Origin of the sequence: Pedobacter sp., from assembly GCF_965227205.1 — a bacterium.
Classification (GTDB): Bacteria; Bacteroidota; Bacteroidia; order Sphingobacteriales; family Sphingobacteriaceae; genus Pedobacter.
This window is the reverse complement of record NZ_OZ245727.1, coordinates 3074322-3100935: the sequence shown is the minus strand read 5'-3', so window position 1 is coordinate 3100935 and position 26614 is coordinate 3074322. Positions and strand designations below refer to the sequence as shown.

Sequence of the window (26614 nt, the reverse complement as noted above, 5' to 3'; positions counted from 1 at the left end):
TCATTCTTTTAAATCTAGCTGTATGAATAAAAATACTGCAATCGATAATTTATACCGAGTAGCTTTGAATATGTTTAGCCAATTCAGAACAGATGAGCCATTAATAAGTGATGAAGCAAAGGAAATTTTAAGTGTTGTTGAAAACAGAAACGAAATTTCGAAAAAAATCATTAATAATAGAAAAAATGGCGAGATCGTATTGAAGGTAGATGGTGAGGATATTAAGTTCTTTGTTGAGGCCTAAAATTGGAACTTCAATTAGCTCTTAATACTCTATTAGCCGTGATGATGGCTATATTCCCGGGCTTTCTATTTCGAAAATTTTACTATCGTGGAGAATTTACGAAGCAATTCAGCCAATCAAATGAATTTGATAAACTACTATGGAACTTATTTTTTAGCGCTTTAACTTTAGGATTCACTGCTTTATCAATTTATTTTTTCCGATCAGTTACTGAACTAAAAGTTTTGAGTAGCTTAGGTTATGATACAATTAGTCAGTTAGCGGGGCCAATTGCGGACAATAAAATACCTCAAAAGAAAATTCTAGACAAAACTTATAAGGATCTTCTTATAATTATAGTTTTAATCTATTCCTTTGCCTGTTTTTTTGGCTTTATGTTACATTGGCTTGTAAGGATACTTAAGTTAGATGTCAGGTTCTCTGTTTTGCGATTTAAAAATTATTGGTATTACTACATTCATGGCGGTAGGATACTTTATAATAAGGATAGTCATAGAAATTTGGAGTTTACAGTGGTAGATGTGCTTTGCGAATTTGCTGGTGGTACGAAGTTGTACTCTGGAATATTATCTCAATATACAATAAACAAAGACGATAATAATTTGGAAAATATTTTTCTCACTAATGCTAAAGTCCTTAAACAAATAAAGGATGAAGTTGGAAATACTGTTAAAGTGGAAAAAAGGGAGATTCCAGGCGCAACATTTTCGATTCCATACAAAAATGTAGTAAATATTAATTTTTCTTATGTATATAAAGAAGTTGTTGAAGTTAGCTCTCCTAAAATTTTCGGTTTAATTCTCAATATTTCATTTTTCGTATGTTACATTTTATTAATCTCGTCTTTGTGGTTTGACTTATCTAAATTTGGAATTATTGGGTTTTGGGATAAACTCGGATTTCTTTGCTGGTCATTTGTAGGTCTTACTAATTTTCGTCTCTTATTATCCATATTTAACGTAAGAGAACGCAAAAATAATGAATGGGTTGGTCAAATGTTATCTGCGGTTACTTCTGTATTTTGGGTGCTTTGGATAGGCAACGTTTTACCTCTTTGGCTAGTGGTTATTGAGTTAATAATTGCTATTTATTTAATTGCAAAATATTCAACTTCTGAAAAGGAAGATGCTGAATCAAATACTGAGTCCAAAGATGTGATTGTCTAAGAGGTAGCTATATGAATAGAATCCATTCCTGCTACTCAGAAAGAATTTAAGAAAAAACACTGTCATAGTTTAATTTATTAATGCTGAAGCTTTGGGTTTTGGCATACTAATTATGTATTTTTGCAGACGGAATTAATTGAGCGTTATAGTAAGTGTGCAAATAGCATGCACTTATTATCTGAATATACTTTTAATCGATTGATTATTAAATACTTAAAAAACAATAATATGTCATCAGTAGAGACAACTTACATCCCTTACAAAGTTAAGGACATTTCACTGGCAGAATGGGGCCGTAAAGAAATCGAATTAGCCGAAGCAGAAATGCCAGGTTTAATGAGTTTACGTAAAGAATTCGGTCCAACGCAACCGTTAAAAGGTGCTCGTATTGCAGGTTGTCTGCACATGACTATCCAAACGGCTGTATTAATCGAAACATTAGTGGCTTTAGGTGCAGAAGTTACCTGGTCATCATGTAATATTTTCTCAACTCAAGATCACGCTGCTGCTGCAATCGCTGCTGCTGGTATTCAGGTTTACGCTTGGAAAGGCTTAAACGAAGAGGAGTTTGATTGGTGTATCGAACAAACTTTACACTTCGGTCCGGAGCAACAACCATTAAATATGATTTTAGATGATGGTGGCGATTTAACTAACATGGTTTTTGATAAATACCCTGAGTTAATTGCTGCAATTAAAGGTTTATCAGAAGAAACTACTACTGGTGTACACCGTTTATACGAAAGAATGAAAAACGGAACATTGCACTTGCCTGCAATTAACGTTAACGATTCTGTAACTAAATCTAAGTTCGATAACAAATACGGATGTCGCGAATCTTTAGTTGATGCGATTCGTCGTGCAACTGACGTAATGATGGCTGGTAAAGTAGCTGTTGTTTGCGGCTATGGCGATGTTGGTAAAGGATCTGCAGAATCTTTAAGCTCACAAGGTGTACGTGTAATCGTTACTGAAATTGACCCAATTTGTGCATTACAGGCAGCAATGGAAGGTTACGAAGTTAAAAAATTCGCTACAGCGGTTAAAGAAGCCGATATTATTGTAACTACAACTGGTAACCGTGATATCGTTCGTGGCGAGCATTTCTTAGCTATGAAAGATAAAGCTATCGTTTGTAACATTGGTCACTTCGATAACGAAATCGATGTTGCCTGGTTAAACGAAAAATACGGTTCAACTAAGGTAGAAATCAAACCTCAGGTAGATAAATATACTATCGAAGGTAAAGACATCATTTTATTGGCTGAAGGTCGTTTAGTAAACTTAGGTTGTGCAACTGGCCACCCAAGTTTCGTAATGAGTAACTCATTCACTAACCAAACTTTAGCGCAATTAGAACTTTGGACTAACACAGATAAATACGAAAACAAAGTTTATGTTTTACCTAAGTATTTAGATGAAAAAGTTGCTCGTTTACACTTAGAAAAAATCGGTGTAGAGTTAGATATTTTAGACCAACACCAAGCTGATTACATTGGCGTTCCGGTTGAAGGCCCATTCAAATCAGACGAATATCGTTACTAATCGCTTCTCGTCATTGCGAGGAACAGCTTGCCCCGACCATTCGGGGAAGCAATCTCATAATGAGTTGCCAAAAGGGATGTGCAAATTGCATATCCCTTTTTTCTTAGTCAAGAAATTTTACCATCTAAGACATCTAAGGTTCATCTAAGTTCATGGGCTTAATTTATATGGCCAAAGTTTTACTTAAGCATTCATTTAATCTCCTTAATCTCTTTAAAGTTGTCGAAAGATTTTAAATTCCGTGCCTTCTGTGTTTCCGTGGCAAAAAAAAAGATTTTGAAAACGAAGATTCAGTAATTCTTCGGCAATTTCAGCCCTGCTGTACACTTTACTTCTCCCGATGAAATATCGGGATCCGTGTTCGTTTCCATCAGGTTTATTTTACAAAATACAGTAATACTTTTGCAACCAAAAACCTAAATTTGAGAAAAATATAGAATGAAAAATTTATTCTTTGCCCTATTTATTACAGTATTTGCTGTAAATACAAATGCCCAAACTGCACCTAAGAAAGAAATTATCAAACAAACTGTAGAAATTGCATGCGGCGAATGTCAGTTTAAAATGAAAGGTAAAGATTGTGATTTAGCCGTTAGAATTGATGGCAAACCTTATTTCGTTGATGGAAAAAACATTGATGATTTTGGCGATGCACATGGAGAACATGGTTTCTGCAATGCAATCAATAAAGCTGAAGTTACTGGCGAAATCGTGAATAATCGTTTCAAAGCAAAAGAAATAAAGCTGTTGCCAAATAAGAAGTAGTTAACCGCAAAGGGCGAAGAGTTTTTCGCAAAGAGACGCAAAGCTTATTTTGTAAGCATATGGTAATTATTTACTTACCCTACATTTTGTAAAATGGCTTAAGTTTGGTGCCTTGCTTAATTTTTCTTTGCGTCTTTCTCTCTGAGTTCTTTGCGGTTAAACGGAAAACTATTCAAATTCTTTTTCCAACCCCTGTCTTAAATCAAATAGAAGCCACTGTTTATTCTTAACATCACTTTGCTTTGTTTTTAGCAATTGAATAAAATCTTTCACGCCAATTTCTTCATTGCCATTACCGTGAATAAGAACAATACTGCCTGCATTGGCTTGCTGACCTTTAGCCAACCACGCATCCGAACCAATTGGTATCAATCCATATTCTTCAATTTTTCGAACAATCGATTTATCTGAAACCAAACCCGGAAAACGAAAAAATACGGAAGGAGTCAATCCATTTTTAAGCATCAGTTTTTCATTTTCTAAAACTTCAGTATCTAAATTAGTACCTGGAGAAAGTAGAAAATTCTCGGCCAATGGCAAATTATTTACTTCGTGATTGTAAGAATGATTTACCCAGGTAATTGCTAATTCCTTCTGACTGACAAGGCTTTTCAACCAGTTTAAATCATCTAAATGTTTTAACATCCATTTGCCAGATACAGACACAGCAAGTGGCGCAGGTTGCTCTATATTTTTAAATTCATTAAAAACAGATTGAAAAATAACTCTATCTAATGGTTTATGCGATGGACATAAATCGATGGTTAAAGTAATGCCTGCTTCATTCGGAATCGAATAGTCTATTCCTGCATTTTGAAGTTGAGCATCTGTTGAAAAAGCTGCTTCCAATGCCTTTACATAAGCTGTATTTTTAAAAAGTGCTAATACGTTTGAGTATGCTAAACTGCTTACTGAATAGTTGTTGGCTAAATCAACTTTAGTTTCCAGATTTTTCGGGTCAACCAATAACAAGTAATTCTGATTGTTGTTTACAAAGCTTCTCAAGGCTATCAACTTTTGGTTTGATTTAACAGCGAGTGCAAAATTTACCTTGTAGCGCTTAATTGCATCGAAGCTTTGAGCGTAAACACCAACCGAACTCAATAGAATTAAATAAATTGTTGAGCGTAACACTTTAGATAAAATCATAATCCTTATTTAAAATCTTTCTAATTTAATTCAAAATCAATTATCTTTACCAAACAGCGCCATGAACAAAGAAAAATTAAAATTGTGGTTTAAAAGGGTTGGATTAATTGGATTTTTATTCTTCTTAATTAAAGGCCTCGTGTGGCTTGTTGTATTCTATTTTATTGGCAAGAATGTTACCTAAATGTAAATAACATGTTCGCTAAAAAATTCCACACAAATACAATTACAATGGCAAAGAACTTTGCTAAATAAAAGTTAATTCCATTTCTGCGTTGGTGAAAAAAGTAAATAATTACTGTATTTAAGCCTAAACCAAATAAACTTACCGCTAAAAATTTGAAAAACTCTGCACCCCAATGTGCATTGGTACTTTGGAAAGTCCAGATTCTGTTAATAAGGTAATTGTTGGTTACAGCAAGTGTAAAACCGATTGCATTGGCAATATATTTATTGATTTTTATTTTTTCCTTAAACAACCAGGTTGCGCCAAAATCAATTGCCATGCCTAAAAGACCGGTCAATCCAAATTTTATAATGCGGAAAAATAAATCCATACTATTCTACTTTAACCAAATAAAAGTGCTCTAACACTTGGTTTCTTGTGTTTTTATTTAAAAATTTTGGCGTCAGTTTAGAAATATGAAAGTATTCAAAAGAATTCAATACTTTAACGTTATACGTTGTTTTTAATTTTGGTAATTCAGTTTCTGAAACATAAATAACTAAATCTTTTGTGGCTTTATAGTGATTTAAATCATCGTAATTCCATAAATATTTAACTTCTCCAGGAGCGTAAAAATCAAAAGAAAAAGCATCGATATAATTTAAAACAGCAGGTTTCGCAGTTGGATAGTTTTTCTTTAGCCATGTTCCGGCCTCACTGCCAGATTGATATTTTAAGGCTGCAGGATAGAAGAATACAAAAAGAAATATCATCAATCCAACGGAAAGAAATACACTTCGACCAATTATGGTTTCAATTTTAATTCCTTGAAAAAGCCAAAAGGCTAAAACGAAAAGGATGGCTAAAATGATAATCGCCAGTACATAATTGTTAAAGCCAAAGAAATAAGCTAAAGCAGAAAGTAGGATCAGAACTAAAGCATAAATAACATTCTGAACAATTAGAAAAGCTTTTAATCCTTTGATTTCGAGTTTCTGTAAATACAGCGCTGTAATAATTGCAAACTGTGGAAAAATGATTAAAATATAATGTGGCAGCTGAAACTTAGATAATGAAAAAATTAAAAACGTAACCGTAGCACTCGCCCAAATAATTATGCTTTCTGGAGCTAAATTAACTCTGTTTTTCTTTTTGAACAGGTTTACTACCGCTGCATATAATAATACCGACCAAGGCAGAAACGCCCAGAGAGTGGTATGTAAAAAGAAGGAAATATCGCCCTTTCCTTTTATCGGTCCGCTGTTAAAAAATCGGCCAAATTGGCTATCCCAAAAGAAAAATTTTAAACCCGAAACCCCAGTTCTGTTAAGCACAACTTTTTCTGGGTGTAAATCAAATTGTGTGTAAAGCGAATAAAGTTCTGGAGTAATGAAAATAAAAATTAAAACGATTGCTATCCACCATTTCGGTTGCCATAACTGTTTGTATTGTTTTGTAAATAACCAATAAATAATAAAACCTGCAAAAACAGGAATGAGTACAAAAATTCCTTTAATTAAAATTGCACAAGCCGCAAAAAATGAACCTGCCACAATGTGCCAAAATGAATGATTTTGCGCTTTGTAATAATGGTAAATTGAAGCCAGCGTAAAAGTTGTGATGTAAATTTCTGCCCTTACATCAAAAGTCGAAGTACCGATATGTAATGCACTGAGAAAAATTACAGCACTAATTAATCCGGTTTTTCCATCGTAAATGTCTTTTGCGAGTTTGTAGAGATACCATGCACCAAGAAGTCCAAATAAGAAATTTGGCAATTTATATGCAAAGGCTGAAATGCCAAAAAGTTTAAAAGAAGTAGCTGCAATCCAAAATGTTAAATGTGGTTTGTCAAGCCAATCCGCCCCGCGACCATAAAGATTAAACCAATCTTCAAAAATGATTATGTTTTTTGCCATCGAAGCATAAAGTGCTCCATCTGGTTCCATAACGCCACTAAAAAGGGCGAAGCTGCTTACGATTACGAGTATCGCAATTAAAATTTTGTATAGTGTTGTATCCTTTAAATTCATGACGATTTGAACAAATATGAGCAAAAAAAAGTCAAATTTATTTAGAGTTTGAGATAAACAAAGGCAAAGCGCTATCTTTACAGCATGACAAAGTTATCGGTTAACATCAATAAAATTGCTACGCTACGCAACAGTCGTGGTGGTAATAATCCTGATTTAGTTAAGGTTGCATTAGATTGTGAACGTTTTGGTGCGCAGGGAATTACGGTGCATCCACGCCCGGATGAACGCCACATTCGTTATCAGGATGTTTACGATTTGAAAGCTGTTATTGCTACAGAATTTAACATCGAAGGTAATTGCCGAGAAGATAAATTTGTCGATTTGGTTTTAGCCAACAAACCTGCCCAAGTTACTTTAGTTCCTGATGCCGAAGGTCAGATTACTTCAAACCACGGTTGGGATACAATAAAACATAAAGACTATTTGAAAGAAATGGTTTCTGTTTTTCAAAAGGAAGGTATTAGAGTTTCAATTTTTGTTGACCCAATAGTTGATATGGTTGAAGGTGCAGCCGAAACAGGAACAAACAGAATTGAACTTTACACAGAGGCTTATGCGCATAATTATTTTGCCGATAGAGAAAAAGCTATTGTGAATTATATTGCTGCGGCGCACCACGCAAATAAATTAGGTTTAGGTATTAACGCAGGCCATGATTTGGATTTGCATAATCTACATTATTTCGCTCAAAGTATCCCGGGTCTACTTGAGGTTTCAATCGGTCATGCTTTAATAAGCGATGCGCTTTACCTAGGTTTGGAAACAACAGTTCAAAAATATTTACAACAACTGGCATAACAAGCTGAAAGATTAAAGCAAAAAGTTAAAAGCTTTAATCTTTCAGCTTTTAACTTCTATCTATGTTAAAAGGAATTCTCCTTGTTTTTTTTGGTGCCTGTAGTTTCGGCATCTTATCTACTTTTGTAAAACTTGCTTATCATGAAGGTTACACTTTGGGTGATGTAACGGGCGCTCAGGCTTTTTTTGGTGCTGTAATTTTATGGACTCTGTTTTTCTTTCAAAGCAGAACATCAAAATATAAAGCTAAAGAAATAGAACTTAAAACCCCTTGGTGGAAAATGGTTTTGGCTGGTACTTGTACAGGTTTAGTTAGCGTGTTTTACTACCAGTGTGTTAAACTTGTTCCAAATTCTGTGGCTATTATTTTACTAATGCAGTTTATCTGGATTAGTATTTTGCTCGAATTTATAATATTCAAAAAGAAGCCTTCTGGATTACAATTTGTTGCAATTTTATTGGTTTTAGGCGGTACAGTTTTGGCAAGCGGTATGGTTGAAACCAGTATCGGAAGTTTAAATTTTACAGGAATTGGTTTTGGTTTATTGGCTGCTGTTTCTTACGCAGGCTTTTTAATGTTAAGCGGAAGAATTGGTAATGAATATCCAGCGTTAAAGAAAAGCGCTTTAATGATTACCGGAGCGTGCATTTTGATTTTCATTCTATTTCCTCCAGCATTTTTATTTAACGGTGCTTTAAGCGGTAGTTTATTAAAATGGGGATTAATTATTGCGATTTTCGGGACAGTAATTCCACCTTTGTTTTATGCGGAAGGCGTTCCAAGAATTGGCACAGCTCTAAGCTCAATTTTAAGTGCGGCAGAATTGCCTGTTGCAGTAATGATGGCTGGTTTTGTTTTGCAAGAGCAGGTTTCTTTTTTACGTTGGGTTGGAGTTGCAGTAATTTTATCGGCAATGGTGCTGCCAAATTTGAAGTATTTGAAAAGGGGAAAAGGGTAGAAGGTTTAAGGCATAAGGTACAAAACCCAGAATATTTTTATTTCAGTCACCTAACTTTCGGACTTCAGACCTCTGACTTTTAAAAAAAATAAATACCTTTAAAAAGCAAAATCAGAAACATGAAAAAACATATTCTTTATATTTTATCTTTTCTTATTATCGGCTTCGCCGGATGTAAAACCAAAACCACTATTAACCAGGAAGAAGCAGGTAGCGTAATTACTGATTATTTAACGGCAAACCCTGAATATAAAACCACACGATTTAACTTTGGGGAGATAAAGTTTAGCAGCAAAAGTGATAAACAAGATTTAGCTAAATACAAAACTTTAGAAAGTGCCGGAATGGTTACATTAAGCCTAAAAGAAGCCAATAAGAAATTCCTTTCGAAGGATAGAAGTTTTGTTTACCAGATAACATTAACAGAGAAGGCGAGTCCTTTGGTTTTAAAGCAAGATGAAGATAAAGCAACAGTTAAAGTTGTTGAGTATGTGCTTTCGGACGAAAAACCAGTTGATTTTTCTCAGGTAAATTCTAGTACAGCAAAGGTTACTGTTTCACTTAAAAAAGTAAATACAGATTTTGCTCCATTTGATAAAAATGCAAGTGAAAATAGTAGCTTTATTACCAAAACTTATAAGCTTAAGTTGAGTAAGGATGAAGGTTGGAAGGTGCAGAAATAGGTTTTTATTTCTTCCTATTCAAAAACCAAGTTTTAAATTTTTTAAACAAGTCTACTTTCTTGGGTTTAGGTTTTCCATCATGCGTTAAATCATTATCGTAATGATTTTGTAGTTCTTGTGCGTATTTTTTTTCTTGTGCATTGCCTGATTTCAGTTCTTCTATAAAACGAACGGCATTGAAATTAAGCGTACTATTAAAAGAAACCGCATAATATTCACTTCTTTTTATCGGGTTTTTGTTTGAGTTTATTTCTGTTGCTCCGTTTTCTGCGAAATAATCTATATGATGAATGAGCGGGTTGAGTTTTTTTAATCGTTTTGTTCCTTTTCTTTCGTTTCTCCAAGGATGCTCTTTTTTATAAAGTTGAGCCAGCAGAAAATCCTTTTTCCAAAGGGTAATTTGGTGCGACATTAGAAAATGAGAAGCTTTGTTATCCACTTCCGAAACATTAAAACCCTCTATAAAATTATCGGTTTGTTTAGTTGTATAAACATCAGAACTGTGAAGCTTTATTTGTTGAGCATCATTTTTATCAGCAAAATCGAATAATTCTTTGAAAAAAGTTGAATTTACAGGTTTGCTAAGCCACATGTCTTCCTGAAAATAGAGCACATATTCTTCTTCGATGCTTCTAAGCAAAGTTGCAAGTCTATCTGCCCATTCGCCTTTACCAGATTTTATGTTTGTAAAGCCTTTAATTGTCGCATCTTTTACTTCCGTTGCAAAATAATAATTGCAGGGAATTTCAAAATCCCAGTTTTTTGAAAATGCATAATCAAAACCTTCGTAAAGAAACTCGTAACGGTCGCAGGCATGAACTAAAAGCGCAACTTTATTATTTGATTTTGGCATGTAAGCTTAAACGATTAATGTTTCAAAGATATAAAACTTTGAAAGGGTTTAAACCGGGATTTGAGTACAGGTTTAATTTTCTAAACCCGACAGTAGCGAAAATACTTTTAAAATGCAGCAAGCCTGGATATGCTGCGCTGCTGAGGCACGAAGCATCTGCAACAAATGAAACAGATGCTTCGTGCCTCAGCAGGGTAGAAGTTGTTTTAAAAGATTGTAGCGAATGGCGGGAACAAACTTTAATTTTAGCAAAAGCATTGCTTTCCAAATAATCGGTTATTCTAATTAAATTGAATAAACGTTTGCCTTAATCCTTGTTTGCAAAATCTACTATTTTAGTCGCTTTTAAACGTAAATAAGACACCTTTTTTACACTGATACATAGCAAAATTCAACATCGTTTTTGCTACCTTTGCACGCAAATTTATTATTCATACCGCATGAGCTTAAATATCCATTACAAGGAAGATTTTCAAAATCGTCATATTGCACCAAATGAGGCAGATACAGCTGAAATGTTGCAAACTGTTGGCGTAAATTCTATTGATGAGCTAATTGAACAAACTGTTCCGACGGCGATTAGGTTAAAACAGCCTTTAAATTTGCCTGCTGCGAAATCAGAAACTGAATATCTTGGTGCTTTGAAACAAACTTCATTGTTAAATAAAGTTTTCAAAAGCTTTATCGGTCAGGGTTATTACGATACGATTACGCCAGGTGTAATTTTGCGTAACGTTTTCGAAAATCCGGGATGGTACACGCAATATACGCCATACCAGGCAGAGATTGCGCAAGGTCGTTTGCAGGCTTTGTTAAATTTCCAAACCATGGTTATCGATTTAACTGGAATGGAAATTGCTAATGCTTCACTTTTAGATGAAGGTACGGCTGCGGCTGAAGCAATGTTTATGCAATACAGTACGCGTAAAAATCAGGCTGCGAAAAAGTATTTCGTATCGGAATTGGTTTTTGCACAAACGATAGATATTTTAAAAACCCGTGCTAATCCTTACGGTATTGAGTTGGTTATTGGAAGTCATTTAGATTTTGTTGCTACTGAAGATTTCTTCGGTGCGATTGTTCAATATCCGGCAGGTAATGGCGAGGTTTTCGATTATAAAAACTTCGCTTCGGAGCTTCACAACCAAAATATTAAATTAACAGTTGCAGCTGATATTTTAAGCTTAACCTTATTAACGCCTCCAGGCGAATGGGGCGCTGATATCGTAGTGGGTACAACCCAACGCTTCGGTATTCCGATGGGTTTTGGTGGACCACACGCCGCATTTTTTGCAACTAAAGATGAATATAAACGTTCAATCCCAGGTCGTATTATTGGTGTAACCATTGATAGCCATGGCGATTATGCTTTACGTATGGCTTTGCAAACCCGCGAGCAACACATCCGTAGAGATAAAGCAACTTCAAATATTTGTACTGCACAAGCATTATTGGCTATTATGGCTGGTTTTTATGCGGCTTATCATGGCCCGAAAGGATTGAAAGCGATTGCAGAACGTACACATGGTTTGGCGGTAAGCTTAGCATCAACTTTAAAAGGTTTAGGTTACGAGCAATTAAACTCAGCATATTTTGACACCATTCGTTTCGATTTAGGCGATTTAAAAGGTGGCATTCATTCTGGTTGTTTAGATAACGAAATCAACTTAAACTACACTGGTAATGTTGCAACAATTTCAATTGATGAAACAACAACTTTCGAAGACATTGCTTTAATCGCAAGAATTTTTGCTAAAGTTAAAGCGGTAGCAGCCGACCAGGTTGAAGTGGTAGAAAATGTTGAAACCGTTATTCCATCGGCTTTACAACGTACATCTGATTATTTAACACACCCGATTTTCAATTCGCACCATTCAGAGCATGAAATGTTGCGCTATATTAAATCGTTAGAAGCAAAAGATTTATCGCTTTGCCACTCGATGATTGCTTTGGGAAGCTGTACAATGAAATTAAACGCAACGGCAGAAATGATTCCGGTAACCTGGTCTCACTTCGGTCGCGTACACCCATTTGCACCAGCCGACCAGGTTTTAGGTTATTATTCGGTTTTTAACGAATTGGATAAATGGTTAAGTGAAATTACTGGTTTTGCTGCCATGAGTTTACAGCCAAATGCTGGTGCTCAAGGCGAATACGCAGGTTTAATGGTTATTCGTGCTTATCACCAGGATAGAGGCGACTTCCACCGTAATGTAGCATTAATTCCGGCTTCGGCTCACGGTACAAACCCTGCTTCTGCGGCAATGGCCGATATGAAAATCGTTGTGGTAAAATCGTTAGAAAACGGTAACATCGATGTTGAAGATTTAAAAGCAAAAGCAGAATTACATAAAGACAATCTTTCGTGTTTGATGGTTACTTATCCATCAACTCACGGTGTATTCGAAGAAAGCATTATCGAGATTTGTGAAACGATTCACGCTAATGGCGGACAAGTTTACATGGATGGTGCAAACATGAATGCGCAAGTTGGTTTAACAAGCCCGGCTAATATCGGTGCCGATGTTTGCCACTTAAACTTACACAAAACTTTCTGTATTCCTCACGGTGGTGGTGGTCCTGGTATGGGTCCGATTGGTGTTGCAAAACATTTGGTTCCTTATCTTCCTGGTCACGCTGTAGTTGATATTGATAAAGGAAAATCAATTTCTGCGGTTTCATCTGCACCATGGGGTTCAGCTTCAATCTTGATTATTTCTCACGCTTACATCGCTATGATGGGTGCTGAAGGATTAACCAACGCTACAAAATATGCGATTTTAAACGCAAACTATATGAAAGCTCGTTTAGAGCAACACTACCCAGTGCTTTATTCAGGTGCTCAAGGTCGTTGTGCACACGAGATGATTTTAGATTGCCGTTCTTTCAAAGCTTTTGGAATTGAGGTTACTGATATTGCAAAACGTTTAATGGATTACGGTTTCCATGCACCAACGGTTTCATTCCCGGTTGCGGGAACATTAATGGTTGAGCCTACTGAATCTGAGCCTAAACATGAGTTAGACCGTTTCTGTGATGCTTTAATCGCCATTAAAAACGAAATTACTGAAGTAGAAAATGGAACTTTAGATAAAGTTGATAACCCATTAAAAAATGCACCACACACGGTTTCAGTAATTACTGCAAATGAGTGGGCGCATGCTTACAGCCGTCAAACTGCTGCGTTTCCATTACCTTACGTTTTGGAGCGTAAGTTCTGGCCGTCAGTTGGTCGTGTAAACGATAGCCATGGCGATAGGTCGTTAATTTGTGCTTGCCCACCGGTGGAGAGTTATTTGGAAGAAATAGTGCCTTAAGGTTTAGGGTAAAGGGTTTAGGGTTTTTCCTTGCCGAAGCCAATACCGTCATTGCGAGGTACGAAGCAATCTCATTAAGATAATTTATCTGCAAGTTGTATGAATTCATTTTCATAAAACTTGCAGATTTTTTGCTTTAAACGCCTTGGTTTGTGTCTTCACGAACCAAGTATCATTTCTTTATTTCGCTTTAATTTGGCACTTTGCTATCCCCCTTTGGAGGGGGCAAGGGTGAGGATTTTATATTTCAATCTCTAATAAAAAGCTCCAAAGTGCCATAAGATTCCCGAGGGATCGTGTAAAAAACATTCGCTTCCCCAACTTTCATTTCTTACCGGGGTTAGCCTTACATTTTTGTACTTAGCGGGTAAATCTAAAGCTAAAAGGTCTTTGTAGAAATTATTCACATTACCTACTTCAATAAAAATCATGGAATTATCAATCCAATCTTTAACATATGCTTTTTGTAAGTAAAAGGAAATCTTATCTGTGCTGAAGAGTGACATCTGTTCGCCTAAGCTCACTTCGTCAAAACCTAAATCTTTGTAAAATGCTCTCGATATTTCGAAATCCTTAGCGCCGATAAACGGGCGGATTGATTTTGCATTCTGTTTCATGGCGTGTATTTTAGAGTATACTAATATAAGAAAATAAAAGCTAGACATTTTGCAACCCAACATAGTAGCACAAACTTTTTTACTAAACGGGATTGAAATGGTATCCTTTTTTGTTGTAGTGTTTCGACAGGCTCAGCATGACAATCGCAAAAAAGATTTAATGGAAAGCCCGACGAACATTAATTATAACAACACAATTGCTTTCCAAATCATTTAAAATAAGATTCAGATTAAACCCCAGTAATATTTTTCAGTCAATAGAATGATTTTAAATAATTCAAATTATTTTTAAAATCTTAACATAGGTCAATAACATATTACCGAACGTTAATATATCTTTGTATCACAATTTAAAAACCAGAAAATGAAATTAAAAATCTCTTCAATCTTTTTATTAGTTGCAGTTGTGTCTTTATCAGCTTTTACAACTATTAAACCAGTTGCTTACACTGTAGATGCAGCAAAATCGACCATTACTTGGGTTGGTAAAAAAGTAACAGGTTCTCATAACGGAACTATCGCTTTACAATCAGGTACTTTAAACGTTGATGGTAAAAAAGTAACAGGTGGTACTTTTACTATCGATATGAACTCTATCAAAGATGCTGATGGTAGCGCGAAATTAGAAGGTCACTTAAAAGCTGATGATTTCTTCGGTACAGCTAAATTCCCAACAGCTACTTTCGTAATTACTAAAGTTGCTGGTACAACTGTAACAGGTAACTTAACTATTAAAGGTATTACTAAACCATTAAGTTTCCCTGCAACTGTAACTGTAAATGCTGATGGTACTGTTTCTGCTTTAGCAGGTAAAATCGTTGTTGATAGAACTAAATATGACATTAAATATGGTTCAAAATCATTTTTCGATAGCATTGGCGACAAAGCAATTAACGATGAGTTTGAATTAGCTGTTAAATTAGTAGCTAAAAAATAAACCCCTCCCAACCCTCCCCTGAAAGGGAGGGCTTTAAAGGTAAAAAGGTCTCGAGGCAAATCGAGACCTTTTTTTGTTAATTAGTTTTACCATCTAAGTAACCTAAGTCCATCTAAGATTTTGATAAGCATTTCAATAAACTTAGATGACCTAAGATTTCTTAGATGGTAAAAAATAGGTAACTGTAAAACCTAGCTTTTTAGTTTTTTAGATTTTGGAAAGCAGTTTTGGTTAAACTATTAAAATTTGTTCCCGCCATTCGCTGCAATCTTTTTGTAAATTTCTTTCGTGACAATTTATTCAAGGTTGCTGCAAACAAAAAGTATTTTCGCTGCTGTCGGGTTTAGAAACTAACAGAACTGCAAGAAACAAAGGTTGCAAATTGAAGTTTTGGCTAAAGCCCTGCTCGCTTTATTTTCCGTCAGTTGAAATTGATGGCAATGAAATTTAAAGTTTGTGGGTTTTCGCAATAATCTTTCAGCTTTAATCTTTTTGCTTTCGGCTTTTAACTTCCAACTCAACCTTACCTAATTTTAAATCCACCATCAACTTCATCAATAAAACCAGTAGCTTCTCTTTTGCTGTGGTAAAATAAACATTCCCAGTTTTCGGCTGCGGCTCTTTTGCCAAATCCTTTGCGTAACTCCATCGCCAAGCGACCATCGAAATCGTATTTAGCAATAAAGTTTTTTATTAATTCGCTAGGTTCTGGTAAAACATCGCCACCAAAAAATACTTTCTGATTGCCCTCAGTTAAAAGAAAAACCTGATGATTTGGACAATGAGCGCCGGTAAATTCAAAAGCAATGGTTTCATCTAAACTTCCATCTCCTTCTACAAATTTCAATTGTGCATTACGTTGTAAAAACTCAAAAATATCAGTGTGGTAAGAGCTAGAAGTGCTGCTAAAAGCTGTTTCCCATTCACCTCGATTAATTACATATTCTGCATCAGGAAAACTAACTTCTGTTTTATCGCCAATTTTGTGAATCATTCCGCCAGAATGGTCGTAATGCAAATGCGACATTAAAACCTTCGTTACATCAGTCGGGTCGAAACCTGCATTGCGGATGTTTTTATGCAAAATCAATTCGCCATGGTCATCACTAAAACCTAAGCCTGTATCAAAAAGAATCAAATCATTTTTCAGTTCAACTAAAAAAGGTTGTACGTTAATGAAAAGTGATGCCGGTCTATCTTTAAAACTATGAATGGCATCATCAAAAGGAATAAATTTCTTAGTGGCATCTACAGAATAGGTGCCTTCAAATAAGGTATGAACTTGCAAAATGTTAGAGTTTTAATGTTTCACAAAGTTAACAATCTATTTGTTTATTCGTTTTTGCGAGTAAGTCTAAGTTATGTAAGAGTATTCAATTAAAATGTATATTTACTGTTCGGAAATAGAATAAATGGAAAAAAGATGGGTAAAAGCATCAGATTGTAATGATGATACAATAAATAAAATTGCTGAAGAATTAAATATAGATAGGTCGCTTGCGCAAATATTAGTACAAAGAAACATTTGTAGTTTCGATGAGGCGAAAGATTTTTTCAGGCCAGATTTAGCGCATCTTCATAATCCTTTTTTAATGAAGGATATGGATGTTGCAGTTGCCAGAATTGAAGTTGCAATTGATAATCAAGAGAAAATTTTAATATATGGCGATTATGATGTAGATGGAACAACCTCTGTAGCACTTGCTTACAGCTTTTTTTCTAAACTAACTTCAAACATAGAATATTATATACCAGATAGATACCTGGAAGGTTATGGTATTTCTACCGCAGGAATAGATTATGCTAAAGACAATGGATTTACCTTAATTATCGCGTTAGATTGTGGTATAAAATCTATCGATAAAATTGATTATGCCAATACTTTTGGAATTGATTTTATTATCTGTGACCACCACTTACCAGGCAATGAATTGCCAAAAGCATTAGCCGTTTTAGACCCAAAAAGGAATGATTGCGAGTATCCATTCAAAGAACTTGCAGGCTGTGGAATTGGTTTCAAACTGGCGCAGGCTTATGCGCAGCAGTACGAACTTCCGCAAGAAACATATTTGCAATATTTGGATTTGGTAATGGTTAGTATTGCTGCAGATATTGTTCCTGTAGTGGGCGAAAACAGAATATTAGCTTACTACGGATTGCAAAAACTAAACACTAACCCTTGCGAAGGTTTAAGAGCATTAATGGAAGTTTCTGGTAAAACAGAAAATTACACCATTACAGATGTCGTCTTTACTTTAGGTCCGCGGATTAATGCTGCTGGTAGAATTGACCATGCAAAACATGCTGTAGCCATGTTGCTTTGTCAGGCTGATGGAAATTCATCAGAGCAAAGTGAATTGATTAACCTAAAAAATACCGAACGTAAAACTTACGACCAGGATATTACCCGTGAAGCTTTGGCTTTGATAGGCGATAGTGAAGTACTTATCAATAAAAAAACGACTGTTGTTTTTAACGAAACCTGGCACAAGGGCGTTATCGGAATTGTTGCGTCTCGTTTAACGGAGAAATATTATCGGCCAACAATCGTACTTACAAAATCAAACGGACATGTAGCGGGTTCTTGCCGTTCTGTTGTTGGTTTTGATTTGTACGAAGCTTTGAGTGGTTGTGCACATTTGCTCGACCAATACGGTGGACATAAATTTGCAGCAGGCTTAACCATGCAGGAAAGTAATGTTAATGCTTTTGCAGATAAATTTGAAGAAATAGTTTCGGCTAGTATAACTGATGAGTTGCTAACGCCAATGATAAGAATTGATGCAGAGATAGATTTGGCTCAAATCGACGGCAAATTTTATCGGGTTTTAGCACAAATGGGGCCTTTTGGGCCAGAAAACATGGCGCCAATTTTTGTAACTCACAATGTTTATCTTTCTCAATATGCAACGGTTGTAGGCGCAAATCATTTAAAAATTAATATAAAGCAACAAAATTCGAGTATTTTTGAAGGCATTGCTTTCGGGCTTGCAGAATTTGAAAAACTTTTACAACCAAAAGTTCCTTTTTCTGTTTGTTATACTTTGGAAGAAAATGTGTGGCGTGATAAAAAACGTTTGCAATTAAATATTAAGGGAATAAAAGTTAATTAATAAATCTACAAAAGATGTCATCCTGAGTTTATCGAAGGACGTTTCGACAAGCTCAACGTGACATCAACTGTTAAGTTATATATGATATTAAGAGCCGAAAATCTGGTTAAAAAATATAAACAGCGAACTGTTGTTAACGATGTTTCATTTAACGTAAGTCAGGGTGAAATAGTTGGTTTATTAGGCCCAAACGGTGCTGGTAAAACAACTTCTTTTTACATGATTGTTGGTTTAATAAAACCAAATGAAGGTCGGATCTTTCTGGAGGAAGAAGATATTACTGAAGATGCAATGTATCGCAGGGCACAAAAAGGTATTGGTTATTTAGCTCAGGAAGCATCAGTTTTTAGAAAACTAACTGTAGAAGATAATATTCTTGCTATTTTGGAAATGAGCAAGCTAAGCAAAGAAGAACAAAAGCACAAATTAGAAGAATTAATTAACGAATTCAGCTTGCATAAAGTTCGTAAAAACCGTGGCGATTTATTATCTGGAGGAGAACGTAGACGTACAGAAATTGCAAGAGCTTTAGCTGCAGACCCAAGCTTTATTTTACTTGATGAACCTTTTGCAGGGGTAGACCCGATTGCGGTTGAGGAAATTCAATCGATTGTAGCAAAACTAAAACACAAAAATATTGGTATTCTGATAACAGACCACAATGTTCAGGAAACACTTTCGATTACAGATAGAGCTTATCTGCTTTTTGAGGGTAAAATTTTGGAGCAAGGTGTACCAGAAGTATTAGCAGAAAATGAAATGGTTAGAAAAGTTTACCTGGGTTCTAACTTTGTTTTAAAACGTAAGAATTTTGATGTTTAAGAAAAGCTCATGGCAATAGTAAACTCTATTTTTACTTGGTTAATGAAAAAGCGCATTCATCAGATTGAGCTTTTTATGAAATATCCTCACGATGTTCAGCAGGAGTGGTTTCATACTTTAATTGATAGTGCCGAAAATACCGAGTGGGGTAAAAAATACGATTATAAATCGATTTTAACTCCTCAGCAATTTCAAGAACGTGTTCCAGTTCAAAATTACGATACCTTAAAGCCATACATCGAGCGGATGCTTAATGGCGAACAAAATATTCTGTGGCCCTCTGATATAAAATGGTTTGCAAAATCATCAGGTACAACAAGTGATAGAAGCAAATTTATTCCTGTATCAGAAGAAAGCTTAGAGGAGTGCCATTTTAAGGGCGGCAAAGATATGTTATCTATCTATTGCAATAACCGTCCGGATAATCAAATGTTTACAGGTAAAGGTTTGGTTTTGGGTGGAAGCCATCAGGTTAATCAACTTAACGAAGATTGTTTTTATGGCGATTTATCAGCTGTGCTGATTAAAAATTTACCAATCTGGGCAGAGTTTTATCGTACACCGGATATGTCGATCGCTTTGATGGATAATTACGAAATTAAGATGGATAGAATGGCAGAAGCGACTATCCATGAAAATGTAACCAGCATTTCGGGCGTACCAACATGGACTATCGTTTTAGCAAAAAAGGTATTAGAGCTTACAGGCAAAAAAAACTTACTGGAGGTTTGGCCTAATTTGGAGCTTTATGTTCATGGTGCTGTAAATTTCGGGCCTTATCGAGAGCAGTTTAAACAACTCATTCCATCACCGGATATGTATTATTTGGAAACCTATAATGCATCCGAAGGATTTTTTGGAATTCAGGATCAGGATAATTCCGAAGAAATGCTATTAATGTTAGATTATGGCATTTTCTATGAATTTATTCCGATGGAAAATATAGGAGAAGAAAATCCAAAGGCACTTTTGTTAGGCGATGTAGAGTTGAATAAGAATTATGCAATTGTAATTTCAACCAATGGCGGTTTGTGGCGATATATGATTGGCGATACTGTTCAGTTTACATCTTTGGAACCTTACCGCATTAAAATTACAGGAAGAACGAAACACTTTATAAATGCTTTCGGCGAAGAGGTAATTATCGATAATGCAGAACAGGCACTTACCAAAGCTTGCAATGTAACCGGTGCAGAAATTAAGGATTACACCGCCGGTCCGATTTATTTTGAGGGTGAAAAAGCAGGTGGACATGAATGGATTATCGAGTTTGACAAACAACCGGATGATTTTGAGAAGTTTATCGATGTAATGGATAATACCCTGCGTGAAGTAAATTCTGATTATGATGCTAAGCGCTTTAAGGATATGGCACTTAGCCGTCCGAAAGTTCATAATGCTGCTGCCAATACTTTTTACAATTGGCTAAAAGCAAAAAACAAACTAGGCGGACAACACAAAGTACCACGCCTTGCCAACGAAAGAAAATACGTTGATGATATTTTAGAGATGATGAAATCTCAATAAAATTGTGCTTTTCTCGTTAATTCTAAAACGATTGTATGAAATTGAACAGACAGAAAATATTAGATTTCTTTAAAAAATCGGAAAGCAAAGCGAGTGTTTTATTGAATAATAAGAGTAAAGCCAAACAAACCATTAACGATGCTTTGGGCAAAGCGGTTACAAACAAAGGTGACTTGGAAGGTGTTTGGAGTAAACTGATTTTGCTTTTTGCCGTAGCAAAGGATTATGTTGGTGGGCGCTACACGGAAATTCCAAAACGCTCAATTATAGCCATATTAGGTGGCATTGTGTATTTTTTATCTCCCATTGATGTTGTACCCGATTTTGTTCCGGTTTTAGGTTTTATTGATGATGTATTTGTTTTAAATCTGGTTTATAAACAAGTTTTAAAAGATTTGGAGAAATACAAAGTTTGGAAAGATCAACAACTGAATCTAAATGAACTTGATGGCGCATCAACATAAAGGCTTTTTCGATTGGTTAAGCCATCACTTATTTACTTGCCCATTTAAAGCGCAATTTGGTTTCGATTGCCCTGATTGTGGCTTACAACGTTCGGGAATTGCATTGCTACAAGGTAATTTTATAGAATCCTTCAAGCTTTATCCACCAACCATATTTATGGTTTTTCTTTGCTTGTTTACCGCTTTGCATCTAAAACTCGATTTCAAGTTTGGAGCACTAATTATTAAAAGTACTTTCATTGCTATTGCAGTAATTATTGTAATCAATTACATTTACAAAATATACAACCATCAACTCATAAGTTAAACTCTACCATGTCAGAAGAACAAACTCCACAAGAAAACCAACCATTCGAACCAATTAATACACCACCTGTAACCCCGCCACCTTTTCAACAACCACCGCCATTTGGTCAGTTTGGTGGAGGAATGGGTTATCAGAATTTACCTAATTCTACCATTGTACTGGTTTTAGGTATTGCATCAATCGCTCTTTGCTGCTGTTATGGAATTTTAGGTTTAATTCCAGCTATAATTGCCTTGGTTTTAAGCAAAAAAGATAAAGCTTTGTATGTTTCAAATCCTTCTCTTTATACTCAGAGTTCGTTTAAAAAATTTAAATGCAGGTAGAATTTGTGCGATTATCGGGTTAATTCTGAACATACTATCTTTACTTTATTATGCGGCAATCATCATTATTTTTGGCTTTGGAATGATGAATGATCCTCAAAAAGTACAAGAAATTTTAAAAGGGCTTCAATAATTTATACCCTCTTAATTTTACCTTAAAAATATAAATCGAATGGTGCATGCCATTCGATTTTCTTATTTTTGTACATTCAATTGTAAATCAAAACATAATATAAATGTATCCAGAATATTTAGTTGAACCAATGCGTAAGGAATTAACCAACGTTGGTTTTGAAGAATTAAAAAATGCACAGGAAGTAGATGCAGCAATTAAAGGCGAAGGCACTGTATTGGTTGTTGTAAACTCTGTATGTGGTTGCGCAGCAGCAAATGCTCGTCCGGCAGCAAGAGCAGCGGCAGCACACGAAAAACACCCTGATAAATTGGTTACTGTTTTTGCAGGAATGGAAAAAGAAGCAGTAGATCAGGCTAGAAACTACATGATGCCTTTTCCTCCATCATCACCAGCAATGGCTTTGTTTAAAGATGGTAAATTAGTACACATAATTGAGCGCCACCAAATTGAAGGCAGACCAGCGGCAATGATTGCTGATAACCTTATCGGTGCTTTCGAGCAATATTGCTAAATATTAAACTATTGTTATCCTGAGGAATAATTTGCTCAGGGTAACAATTAGAATAAAAATTAAATTCTCTCGATTTAAAAACTATATTTGCCTTACTCAATAGGGGTGCTTTTTGAAATGTTTCCAAAACAATCGAAAGGCTGAGATTACACCCATTACCTTGAGGAAATTAACAAATCATAATATTCAATGTTCAAAATGTTTGAAACTTGATATTTGATTACTGAGATTTCTACAAGTTATGCACCTGATTCGGATAATGCCGACGTAGGGAAGAGGTTATAGATTTGCTGTTTCGCCCCTGAAAGCAGTTTTCAATTATTTTTTATTTTTTGATTCATCGGTGGAAGGAGATATTTCTGCTGTAAATCAAATTATTTAACAATTTATTGTAAATGAATTTTCAGGATTGGTTTAAACTCTTTGCAGAACAGATAGCAAGCACATCGATAATCGAATGGTTAGCTGTAGGTTTTGGTGTTTCAGAAGTATTATTAGCAAAAAAGAATAATATTTGGCTATATCCAACGGGTATCGTTTCAATTTTGTTATCTATGTTTCTGCTGCTTAATGTAAAACTCTATGCAGAAATGTTATTGAGTATTTATTATCTGGTAATGAGTGTATACGGTTGGATAATATGGAAAAAACGTAAGGAAGAAGGAGAAAATCAAGTTTCTTACAGTTCTAATAGAGATTTACTTATCGCGATACTAATTTCCACTATTGGTTTTGTAGTTTTCTACTTCGCATTGAAAAATCATACAGATTCTGATGTTCCAATTTTAGATGCGTTTGTTTCTGCAACAGCCTGGGCAGGAATGTGGCTTTTAGCTAAAAGGAAAATTGAAAACTGGATTTTCCTGAATATATCAAACATTGTCGCCATTCCACTTTTATTTCATAAAAAACTTCCGTTAATGGGTTGTTTAACTGCATTTTTGTTTGTAGTTGCAATATTTGGCTTTTTCGACTGGAAAAAAATTATCAATAAAAACAAATTAAAACTTGCAGTCTAAATGGAAACATTAACATCAACAGATTGGCAAAAAAGGGTTAAACAATTTGCTGCATCATCAGAAGAAATGGGCGAGTTGCATCCCGAAATTTTAGAACTTGCTTATCAGGAAGATTGGTTTAAGCTTTTTGTGCCGAAAATATATGGTGGTGCAGGCAAAAAATTGCCAGAAATTTTAAGACTTGAAGAGGAACTTGCACAAGCAGATGGCAGCCTTGGTTGGACCATTACACTTTGTGCTGGAGCAGCATGGTTTGCAGGTTTTTTAAACCCTGAACTAGCCGAAGAAGTTTTTGAAGATAGAAAGGTTTGTTTTGCTGGAAGCGGTGCTGTAGGCGGAATTGCAATTAAAACAGCAAGCGGGTACCTGATTAATGGACACTGGAAATATGCGAGTGGCGCATTACATGCCACCATTTTTACGGCAAACTGTACACTAAAGAATCAAGATGGTTCGGATATATTAGATGAAGAAGGTAAGCCAAAAGTATTATCATTTATCTTAAAGAAAGATGAAGTGAAAATTTTATCGGGTTGGTCTTACTTTGGCTTGGTTGCAACAGGTAGTCATGCTTTTGAGGTAAATAACCTTGAGGTGCCTGCTAATCGCACTTTTAAAATAAACAATGATATAAAGTTTGAAGATGAAGGTTTCGATTATCCATTTTTACAGCTTGCAGAAACAACTCTTGTGGTTAATACCTTAGGAATGACCAATCACTTTGTCGAATTGGTTGAAGATGAATTTTTATCACGAAGTGGTTTAAAAAGATATTCTGAAGAGCAGATTTTATATTTCAAATCTGAACTAAAAGCGTGTAAAACTGAAATAAGTGAACTTCGAGATAACTTCTATAAAGCTTTTGATGAATCCTGGGAGCAGCTTCAAAACAATAGTACAATCACAGATGAAAAGTTAAGGCGAGTAAGCCTTATAAGTAGAACTTTAGCGCATGCTTGTTGGCGTATAACTGGTAAATTATTTCCATACGCCGGATTGGAAGCCGCAAAGACTGAAACAGAAATTAACAGGGTTTGGAGAGATATCCATACAGCTAGTCAACATGCTTTGCTAACATTTATTGATTAACTGGATAACTCTGATTTAATCATTTTATTAAACTCTAGAATGAATTTATCAAGCTTTGGTTGTATTACGAATGCGCAATAGGGTTTTCCTGCATTCTTTATGAAATAGTTTTGGTGGTAATCTTCAGCTTCATAAAAATCTGTTGCAAAACAAATTTCAGTAACGATAGGTTTTTTGAACACCCTTTCATTGGTTAGTTTTTCTATTATTTGTTTTGCAAGAAGTTTCTGTTCCGAACTGTGGTAATAAATAACAGAGCGATATTGAGGGCCAATATCATTGCCCTGCCTATTCAAAAAAGTTGGGGTGTGGGTTTTAAAAAACACAAGCAATAAATCATTATATGAAATTATTTTTTCATCAAATTCTATTTGAATCACTTCTGCGTGGCCGGTATCACCATTTGAAATTTCCATGTAAGTTGGATGTTTCAACAAACCTCCCATGTACCCGGAAGTTACACTTTCTACGCCGTTTAAAACTTGAAATACAGCTTCAGTACACCAAAAGCATCCTCCACCAAATGTTGCTGTTTGCATAATATATAAACGTAATGCAGGTAACAAAGGTTTTGGAGTTAAAAAAGCCTGTAAAGTTAATTACAGGCCTCTTTATTTATATTTGTCTTGCTCTCATCTTCTTTAATTCTTCCTGAAGATGTTTGGTATCGTGATTTTCAAATTTTGATTTTTCTATCGCTAATTGCTGATTTTTTATCGCCTCCTCATAATATTCAAGTCTGTATAAGATATGAGCTAGGGTATCATAATATGCACTTATTGGATGTAATTCAATTGAACGTCTACTCCAAATCATTGCTTTGGTTAAATGATTTATATTTTTCTTTCCTGTTTCATAAAATTTGTAAGCCGCATTATTTAATTCATTTGCATAACTGCTTGATGTAGGACCTACGGCAACAATAGATTGAGTAATCATATTTGCGCCTTTGGCTTTCATTAAACTATCCATTTTCTCTTTCGAAACAATGTTTTGATTTAATGTTGCTGGTAGTCCGCGTCTTTCCATAGCTTTAAGTTCTGCAGCTTCCATTTTCTTAATACTATCTGCTCCAATTCTCATATAATAACTATCATAATGATATGTTGCAGTTTGTAGATATCTAGCAGTATCCTTAACGGCCAAATAATAACGCATCATTTGGCTATCATAAGCTTTAGAACCTTTTATGTAATCATTTGACCATGTGCCCCTGGTAAATGATGCGGCAGATTGTGCCTTAGCTATGTTTTTAGCTTTTATCGCATCATTCATGGTGTTATTAATCATAAAGTTATTAAAAGTAGAACGCTTTGCAAATGGTTCCATTCTGTATATACTATCAATTAATTTTCGGTTAGTATGAGCAAACTTATATGCATTGCCATCGGTATGTGGTCCGGCCTCTAAAATATAAAGTACAGTTTGATAATTGTTAAAATCATCAATTTTTAAGCTTTTAACATATTCTTCAATTAATTCGGCATTGTTATTTTGGCCAAGTTTTTTTCTTGCATCAATCAAGTTTTTTAACAATTGGACATCCGTTTTATTTGCTGCATATTCAAGCTCTAGCTCCGAAATAGGCTTTTCCTTTAAAGCTTTTAATGCATTATCAATCATGTAAAAGTATCTCTGTTTAGAGGTAGAATTTCCATAATCTTTAAAAAAGACTTCTTTATTTGAACGTAAAAAGATGTACGCAGGGAATGAATTGATTGCTGATTTGGATAAAATACTTCTTATCGAAGTATCATTCATTATTGTTTTATAAGCAATAAAATTTTGATTAATTCTTTCAATCACTTCGGCATCATCAATAGCAGAAGTAAAATTTATTTTTGTTCCATTTGATGTTGTTTGTGGCACATTCATATTCGGAACTGAAACAATTAAAATAATAGGTTTATCTTTTTTAACCGATTGTTGTATTGCTTTTTCTAGTGATGATTGCGTGTTAAGTTTCTGCGCAAAAGCATTAGAGAAAAATAGGATGGTAATTGCTAATGTAGTAAGGAAGTTTTTCATGAGGCGTTTAATAATTTGCTGTAAGATACAAAAAGCCTGT

The 26614-nt window shown here is 35.1% G+C and carries 27 protein-coding genes; 19 read left to right on the top strand and 8 right to left on the bottom strand.

What is annotated here, in order from left to right; genetic code table 11:
• Positions 1 to 22: 22 nt before the first annotated feature.
• The 4 genes from ACO05K_RS13220 to ACO05K_RS13205 all read left to right on the top strand — a co-directional run bounded on the left by ACO05K_RS13220 (position 23) and on the right by ACO05K_RS13205 (position 3720).
• Positions 23 to 244, top strand: a complete 222-nt coding sequence (locus ACO05K_RS13220; RefSeq protein WP_421944903.1) for a hypothetical protein — start codon at positions 23 to 25, stop codon at positions 242 to 244.
• 2 nt (positions 245 to 246) lie between these two features.
• Positions 247 to 1410 carry a hypothetical protein gene (locus tag ACO05K_RS13215; protein ID WP_421944902.1) on the top strand — a complete coding sequence of 388 codons (1164 nt, stop codon included), beginning with the start codon at positions 247 to 249 and terminating at the stop codon, positions 1408 to 1410.
• Positions 1411 to 1638: 228 nt separating this feature from the next.
• Positions 1639 to 2955, top strand: coding sequence for an adenosylhomocysteinase (ahcY, locus tag ACO05K_RS13210; protein ID WP_421944901.1), 1317 nt, complete (start codon positions 1639 to 1641; stop codon positions 2953 to 2955).
• A gap of 438 nt (positions 2956 to 3393) precedes the next feature.
• Entirely contained in the window at positions 3394 to 3720 is a 327-nt protein-coding gene (locus ACO05K_RS13205; protein ID WP_421944900.1) for a DUF6370 family protein, read from the top strand.
• A gap of 168 nt (positions 3721 to 3888) precedes the next feature.
• Here ACO05K_RS13205 and ACO05K_RS13200 read toward each other — a convergent pair whose 3' ends face one another.
• From ACO05K_RS13200 to ACO05K_RS13190, 3 genes are all read right to left on the bottom strand, one after another.
• Positions 3889 to 4869 (bottom strand): polysaccharide deacetylase family protein, encoded by a 981-nt coding sequence (locus ACO05K_RS13200; protein ID WP_421944899.1) that lies wholly within the window; start codon positions 4867 to 4869, stop codon positions 3889 to 3891.
• A 176-nt stretch (positions 4870 to 5045) separates the two neighbouring features.
• On the bottom strand, positions 5046 to 5426 hold the full coding sequence (locus ACO05K_RS13195; RefSeq protein ID WP_421944898.1) for a GtrA family protein: 381 nt from the start codon (positions 5424 to 5426) through the stop codon (positions 5046 to 5048).
• A 1-nt stretch (position 5427) separates the two neighbouring features.
• A complete protein-coding gene (locus ACO05K_RS13190; protein ID WP_421944897.1) occupies positions 5428 to 7068 on the bottom strand; it encodes an ArnT family glycosyltransferase in 1641 nt (546 codons plus the stop codon).
• An 84-nt stretch (positions 7069 to 7152) separates the two neighbouring features.
• On the opposite strand from ACO05K_RS13190, the gene ACO05K_RS13185 reads away from it, so the two are divergent.
• From ACO05K_RS13185 to ACO05K_RS13175, 3 genes are all read left to right on the top strand, one after another.
• On the top strand, positions 7153 to 7869 hold the full coding sequence (locus ACO05K_RS13185) for a pyridoxine 5'-phosphate synthase (RefSeq protein WP_421944896.1): 717 nt from the start codon (positions 7153 to 7155) through the stop codon (positions 7867 to 7869).
• Between the two features lie 62 nt (positions 7870 to 7931).
• Positions 7932 to 8828, top strand: a complete 897-nt coding sequence (locus tag ACO05K_RS13180) for an EamA family transporter (RefSeq protein ID WP_421944895.1) — start codon at positions 7932 to 7934, stop codon at positions 8826 to 8828.
• A 119-nt stretch (positions 8829 to 8947) separates the two neighbouring features.
• Positions 8948 to 9511: a hypothetical protein gene (locus ACO05K_RS13175; RefSeq protein WP_421944894.1), complete on the top strand. Its 564-nt coding sequence runs from the start codon at positions 8948 to 8950 to the stop codon at positions 9509 to 9511.
• Between the two features lie 4 nt (positions 9512 to 9515).
• Here the strand turns inward: ACO05K_RS13175 and ACO05K_RS13170 are convergent, their stop codons facing one another.
• Positions 9516 to 10364, bottom strand: a complete 849-nt coding sequence (locus tag ACO05K_RS13170; protein ID WP_421944893.1) for a hypothetical protein — start codon at positions 10362 to 10364, stop codon at positions 9516 to 9518.
• A gap of 17 nt (positions 10365 to 10381) precedes the next feature.
• Here ACO05K_RS13170 and ACO05K_RS13165 point away from each other — a divergent pair, with 17 nt between their 5' ends.
• On the top strand, positions 10382 to 10636 hold the full coding sequence (locus tag ACO05K_RS13165; RefSeq protein ID WP_421944892.1) for a hypothetical protein: 255 nt from the start codon (positions 10382 to 10384) through the stop codon (positions 10634 to 10636).
• A 168-nt stretch (positions 10637 to 10804) separates the two neighbouring features.
• A complete protein-coding gene (gcvP, locus tag ACO05K_RS13160) occupies positions 10805 to 13681 on the top strand; it encodes an aminomethyl-transferring glycine dehydrogenase (RefSeq protein WP_421944891.1) in 2877 nt (958 codons plus the stop codon).
• A gap of 254 nt (positions 13682 to 13935) precedes the next feature.
• Here the strand turns inward: gcvP and ACO05K_RS13155 are convergent, their stop codons facing one another.
• On the bottom strand, positions 13936 to 14298 hold the full coding sequence (locus tag ACO05K_RS13155; RefSeq protein ID WP_421944890.1) for a glyoxalase: 363 nt from the start codon (positions 14296 to 14298) through the stop codon (positions 13936 to 13938).
• A gap of 364 nt (positions 14299 to 14662) precedes the next feature.
• On the opposite strand from ACO05K_RS13155, the gene ACO05K_RS13150 reads away from it, so the two are divergent.
• Positions 14663 to 15235 (top strand): YceI family protein, encoded by a 573-nt coding sequence (locus tag ACO05K_RS13150; protein WP_421944889.1) that lies wholly within the window; start codon positions 14663 to 14665, stop codon positions 15233 to 15235.
• Between the two features lie 523 nt (positions 15236 to 15758).
• Here ACO05K_RS13150 and ACO05K_RS13145 read toward each other — a convergent pair.
• On the bottom strand, positions 15759 to 16523 hold the full coding sequence (locus ACO05K_RS13145; RefSeq protein WP_421944888.1) for an MBL fold metallo-hydrolase: 765 nt from the start codon (positions 16521 to 16523) through the stop codon (positions 15759 to 15761).
• Between the two features lie 124 nt (positions 16524 to 16647).
• Here ACO05K_RS13145 and recJ point away from each other — a divergent pair, with 124 nt between their 5' ends.
• The 9 genes from recJ to ACO05K_RS13100 all read left to right on the top strand — a co-directional run bounded on the left by recJ (position 16648) and on the right by ACO05K_RS13100 (position 24546).
• Positions 16648 to 18348, top strand: a complete 1701-nt coding sequence (gene recJ, locus ACO05K_RS13140; protein ID WP_421944887.1) for a single-stranded-DNA-specific exonuclease RecJ — start codon at positions 16648 to 16650, stop codon at positions 18346 to 18348.
• Between the two features lie 81 nt (positions 18349 to 18429).
• The gene (gene lptB / locus ACO05K_RS13135) at positions 18430 to 19170 is read left to right on the top strand and encodes an LPS export ABC transporter ATP-binding protein (RefSeq protein WP_421944886.1); all 741 of its coding nucleotides are present in this window, start codon (positions 18430 to 18432) and stop codon (positions 19168 to 19170) included.
• 9 nt (positions 19171 to 19179) lie between these two features.
• Complete coding sequence (locus ACO05K_RS13130) at positions 19180 to 20697, top strand: GH3 auxin-responsive promoter family protein (protein ID WP_421944885.1); 1518 nt, start codon at positions 19180 to 19182, stop codon at positions 20695 to 20697.
• 35 nt (positions 20698 to 20732) lie between these two features.
• Positions 20733 to 21161, top strand: coding sequence for a YkvA family protein (locus ACO05K_RS13125; RefSeq protein ID WP_421944884.1), 429 nt, complete (start codon positions 20733 to 20735; stop codon positions 21159 to 21161).
• A complete protein-coding gene (locus ACO05K_RS13120) occupies positions 21145 to 21468 on the top strand; it encodes a DUF2752 domain-containing protein (RefSeq protein ID WP_421944883.1) in 324 nt (107 codons plus the stop codon). Before ACO05K_RS13125 ends, ACO05K_RS13120 begins: the two co-directional genes overlap by 17 nt.
• Before the next feature lie 8 nt (positions 21469 to 21476).
• Positions 21477 to 21791, top strand: coding sequence for a CCC motif membrane protein (locus ACO05K_RS13115; RefSeq protein ID WP_421944882.1), 315 nt, complete (start codon positions 21477 to 21479; stop codon positions 21789 to 21791).
• A gap of 236 nt (positions 21792 to 22027) precedes the next feature.
• Positions 22028 to 22438 (top strand): BrxA/BrxB family bacilliredoxin, encoded by a 411-nt coding sequence (locus ACO05K_RS13110; RefSeq protein WP_421944881.1) that lies wholly within the window; start codon positions 22028 to 22030, stop codon positions 22436 to 22438.
• A gap of 395 nt (positions 22439 to 22833) precedes the next feature.
• Complete coding sequence (gene pnuC / locus ACO05K_RS13105) at positions 22834 to 23457, top strand: nicotinamide riboside transporter PnuC (protein WP_421944880.1); 624 nt, start codon at positions 22834 to 22836, stop codon at positions 23455 to 23457.
• The gene (locus ACO05K_RS13100) at positions 23458 to 24546 is read left to right on the top strand and encodes an acyl-CoA dehydrogenase family protein (protein WP_421944879.1); all 1089 of its coding nucleotides are present in this window, start codon (positions 23458 to 23460) and stop codon (positions 24544 to 24546) included.
• On the opposite strand, the gene msrA is transcribed toward ACO05K_RS13100, so the two are convergent.
• Both msrA and ACO05K_RS13090 read right to left on the bottom strand, forming a co-directional pair.
• Positions 24543 to 25085 (bottom strand): peptide-methionine (S)-S-oxide reductase MsrA, encoded by a 543-nt coding sequence (gene msrA, locus ACO05K_RS13095; protein ID WP_421944878.1) that lies wholly within the window; start codon positions 25083 to 25085, stop codon positions 24543 to 24545. The genes ACO05K_RS13100 and msrA overlap by 4 nt on opposite strands.
• Positions 25086 to 25161: 76 nt before the next feature.
• Entirely contained in the window at positions 25162 to 26574 is a 1413-nt protein-coding gene (locus tag ACO05K_RS13090) for a hypothetical protein (protein WP_421944877.1), read from the bottom strand.
• Between the last annotated feature and the right edge of the window lie 40 nt (positions 26575 to 26614).

Bases quoted from the DNA above. Each gene is read 5' to 3' on its own strand.
- ACO05K_RS13220 (WP_421944903.1), top strand. From the start codon at position 23: ATGAATAAAAATACTGCAATCGATAATTTATACCGAGTAGCTTTGAAT.
- ahcY (WP_421944901.1), top strand. From the start codon at position 1,639: ATGTCATCAGTAGAGACAACTTACATCCCTTACAAAGTTAAGGACATT.
- ACO05K_RS13205 (WP_421944900.1), top strand. From the start codon at position 3,394: ATGAAAAATTTATTCTTTGCCCTATTTATTACAGTATTTGCTGTAAAT.
- ACO05K_RS13200 (WP_421944899.1), bottom strand. From the start codon at position 4,869: ATGATTTTATCTAAAGTGTTACGCTCAACAATTTATTTAATTCTATTG.
- ACO05K_RS13195 (WP_421944898.1), bottom strand. From the start codon at position 5,426: ATGGATTTATTTTTCCGCATTATAAAATTTGGATTGACCGGTCTTTTA.
- ACO05K_RS13190 (WP_421944897.1), bottom strand. From the start codon at position 7,068: ATGAATTTAAAGGATACAACACTATACAAAATTTTAATTGCGATACTC.
- ACO05K_RS13185 (WP_421944896.1), top strand. From the start codon at position 7,153: ATGACAAAGTTATCGGTTAACATCAATAAAATTGCTACGCTACGCAAC.
- ACO05K_RS13180 (WP_421944895.1), top strand. From the start codon at position 7,932: ATGTTAAAAGGAATTCTCCTTGTTTTTTTTGGTGCCTGTAGTTTCGGC.
- ACO05K_RS13175 (WP_421944894.1), top strand. From the start codon at position 8,948: ATGAAAAAACATATTCTTTATATTTTATCTTTTCTTATTATCGGCTTC.
- ACO05K_RS13170 (WP_421944893.1), bottom strand. From the start codon at position 10,364: ATGCCAAAATCAAATAATAAAGTTGCGCTTTTAGTTCATGCCTGCGAC.
- ACO05K_RS13165 (WP_421944892.1), top strand. From the start codon at position 10,382: ATGTTTCAAAGATATAAAACTTTGAAAGGGTTTAAACCGGGATTTGAG.
- gcvP (WP_421944891.1), top strand. From the start codon at position 10,805: ATGAGCTTAAATATCCATTACAAGGAAGATTTTCAAAATCGTCATATT.
- ACO05K_RS13155 (WP_421944890.1), bottom strand. From the start codon at position 14,298: ATGAAACAGAATGCAAAATCAATCCGCCCGTTTATCGGCGCTAAGGAT.
- ACO05K_RS13150 (WP_421944889.1), top strand. From the start codon at position 14,663: ATGAAATTAAAAATCTCTTCAATCTTTTTATTAGTTGCAGTTGTGTCT.
- recJ (WP_421944887.1), top strand. From the start codon at position 16,648: ATGGAAAAAAGATGGGTAAAAGCATCAGATTGTAATGATGATACAATA.
- lptB (WP_421944886.1), top strand. From the start codon at position 18,430: ATGATATTAAGAGCCGAAAATCTGGTTAAAAAATATAAACAGCGAACT.
- ACO05K_RS13130 (WP_421944885.1), top strand. From the start codon at position 19,180: ATGGCAATAGTAAACTCTATTTTTACTTGGTTAATGAAAAAGCGCATT.
- ACO05K_RS13125 (WP_421944884.1), top strand. From the start codon at position 20,733: ATGAAATTGAACAGACAGAAAATATTAGATTTCTTTAAAAAATCGGAA.
- ACO05K_RS13120 (WP_421944883.1), top strand. From the start codon at position 21,145: ATGGCGCATCAACATAAAGGCTTTTTCGATTGGTTAAGCCATCACTTA.
- ACO05K_RS13115 (WP_421944882.1), top strand. From the start codon at position 21,477: ATGTCAGAAGAACAAACTCCACAAGAAAACCAACCATTCGAACCAATT.
- ACO05K_RS13110 (WP_421944881.1), top strand. From the start codon at position 22,028: ATGTATCCAGAATATTTAGTTGAACCAATGCGTAAGGAATTAACCAAC.
- pnuC (WP_421944880.1), top strand. From the start codon at position 22,834: ATGAATTTTCAGGATTGGTTTAAACTCTTTGCAGAACAGATAGCAAGC.
- ACO05K_RS13100 (WP_421944879.1), top strand. From the start codon at position 23,458: ATGGAAACATTAACATCAACAGATTGGCAAAAAAGGGTTAAACAATTT.
- msrA (WP_421944878.1), bottom strand. From the start codon at position 25,085: ATGCAAACAGCAACATTTGGTGGAGGATGCTTTTGGTGTACTGAAGCT.
- ACO05K_RS13090 (WP_421944877.1), bottom strand. From the start codon at position 26,574: ATGAAAAACTTCCTTACTACATTAGCAATTACCATCCTATTTTTCTCT.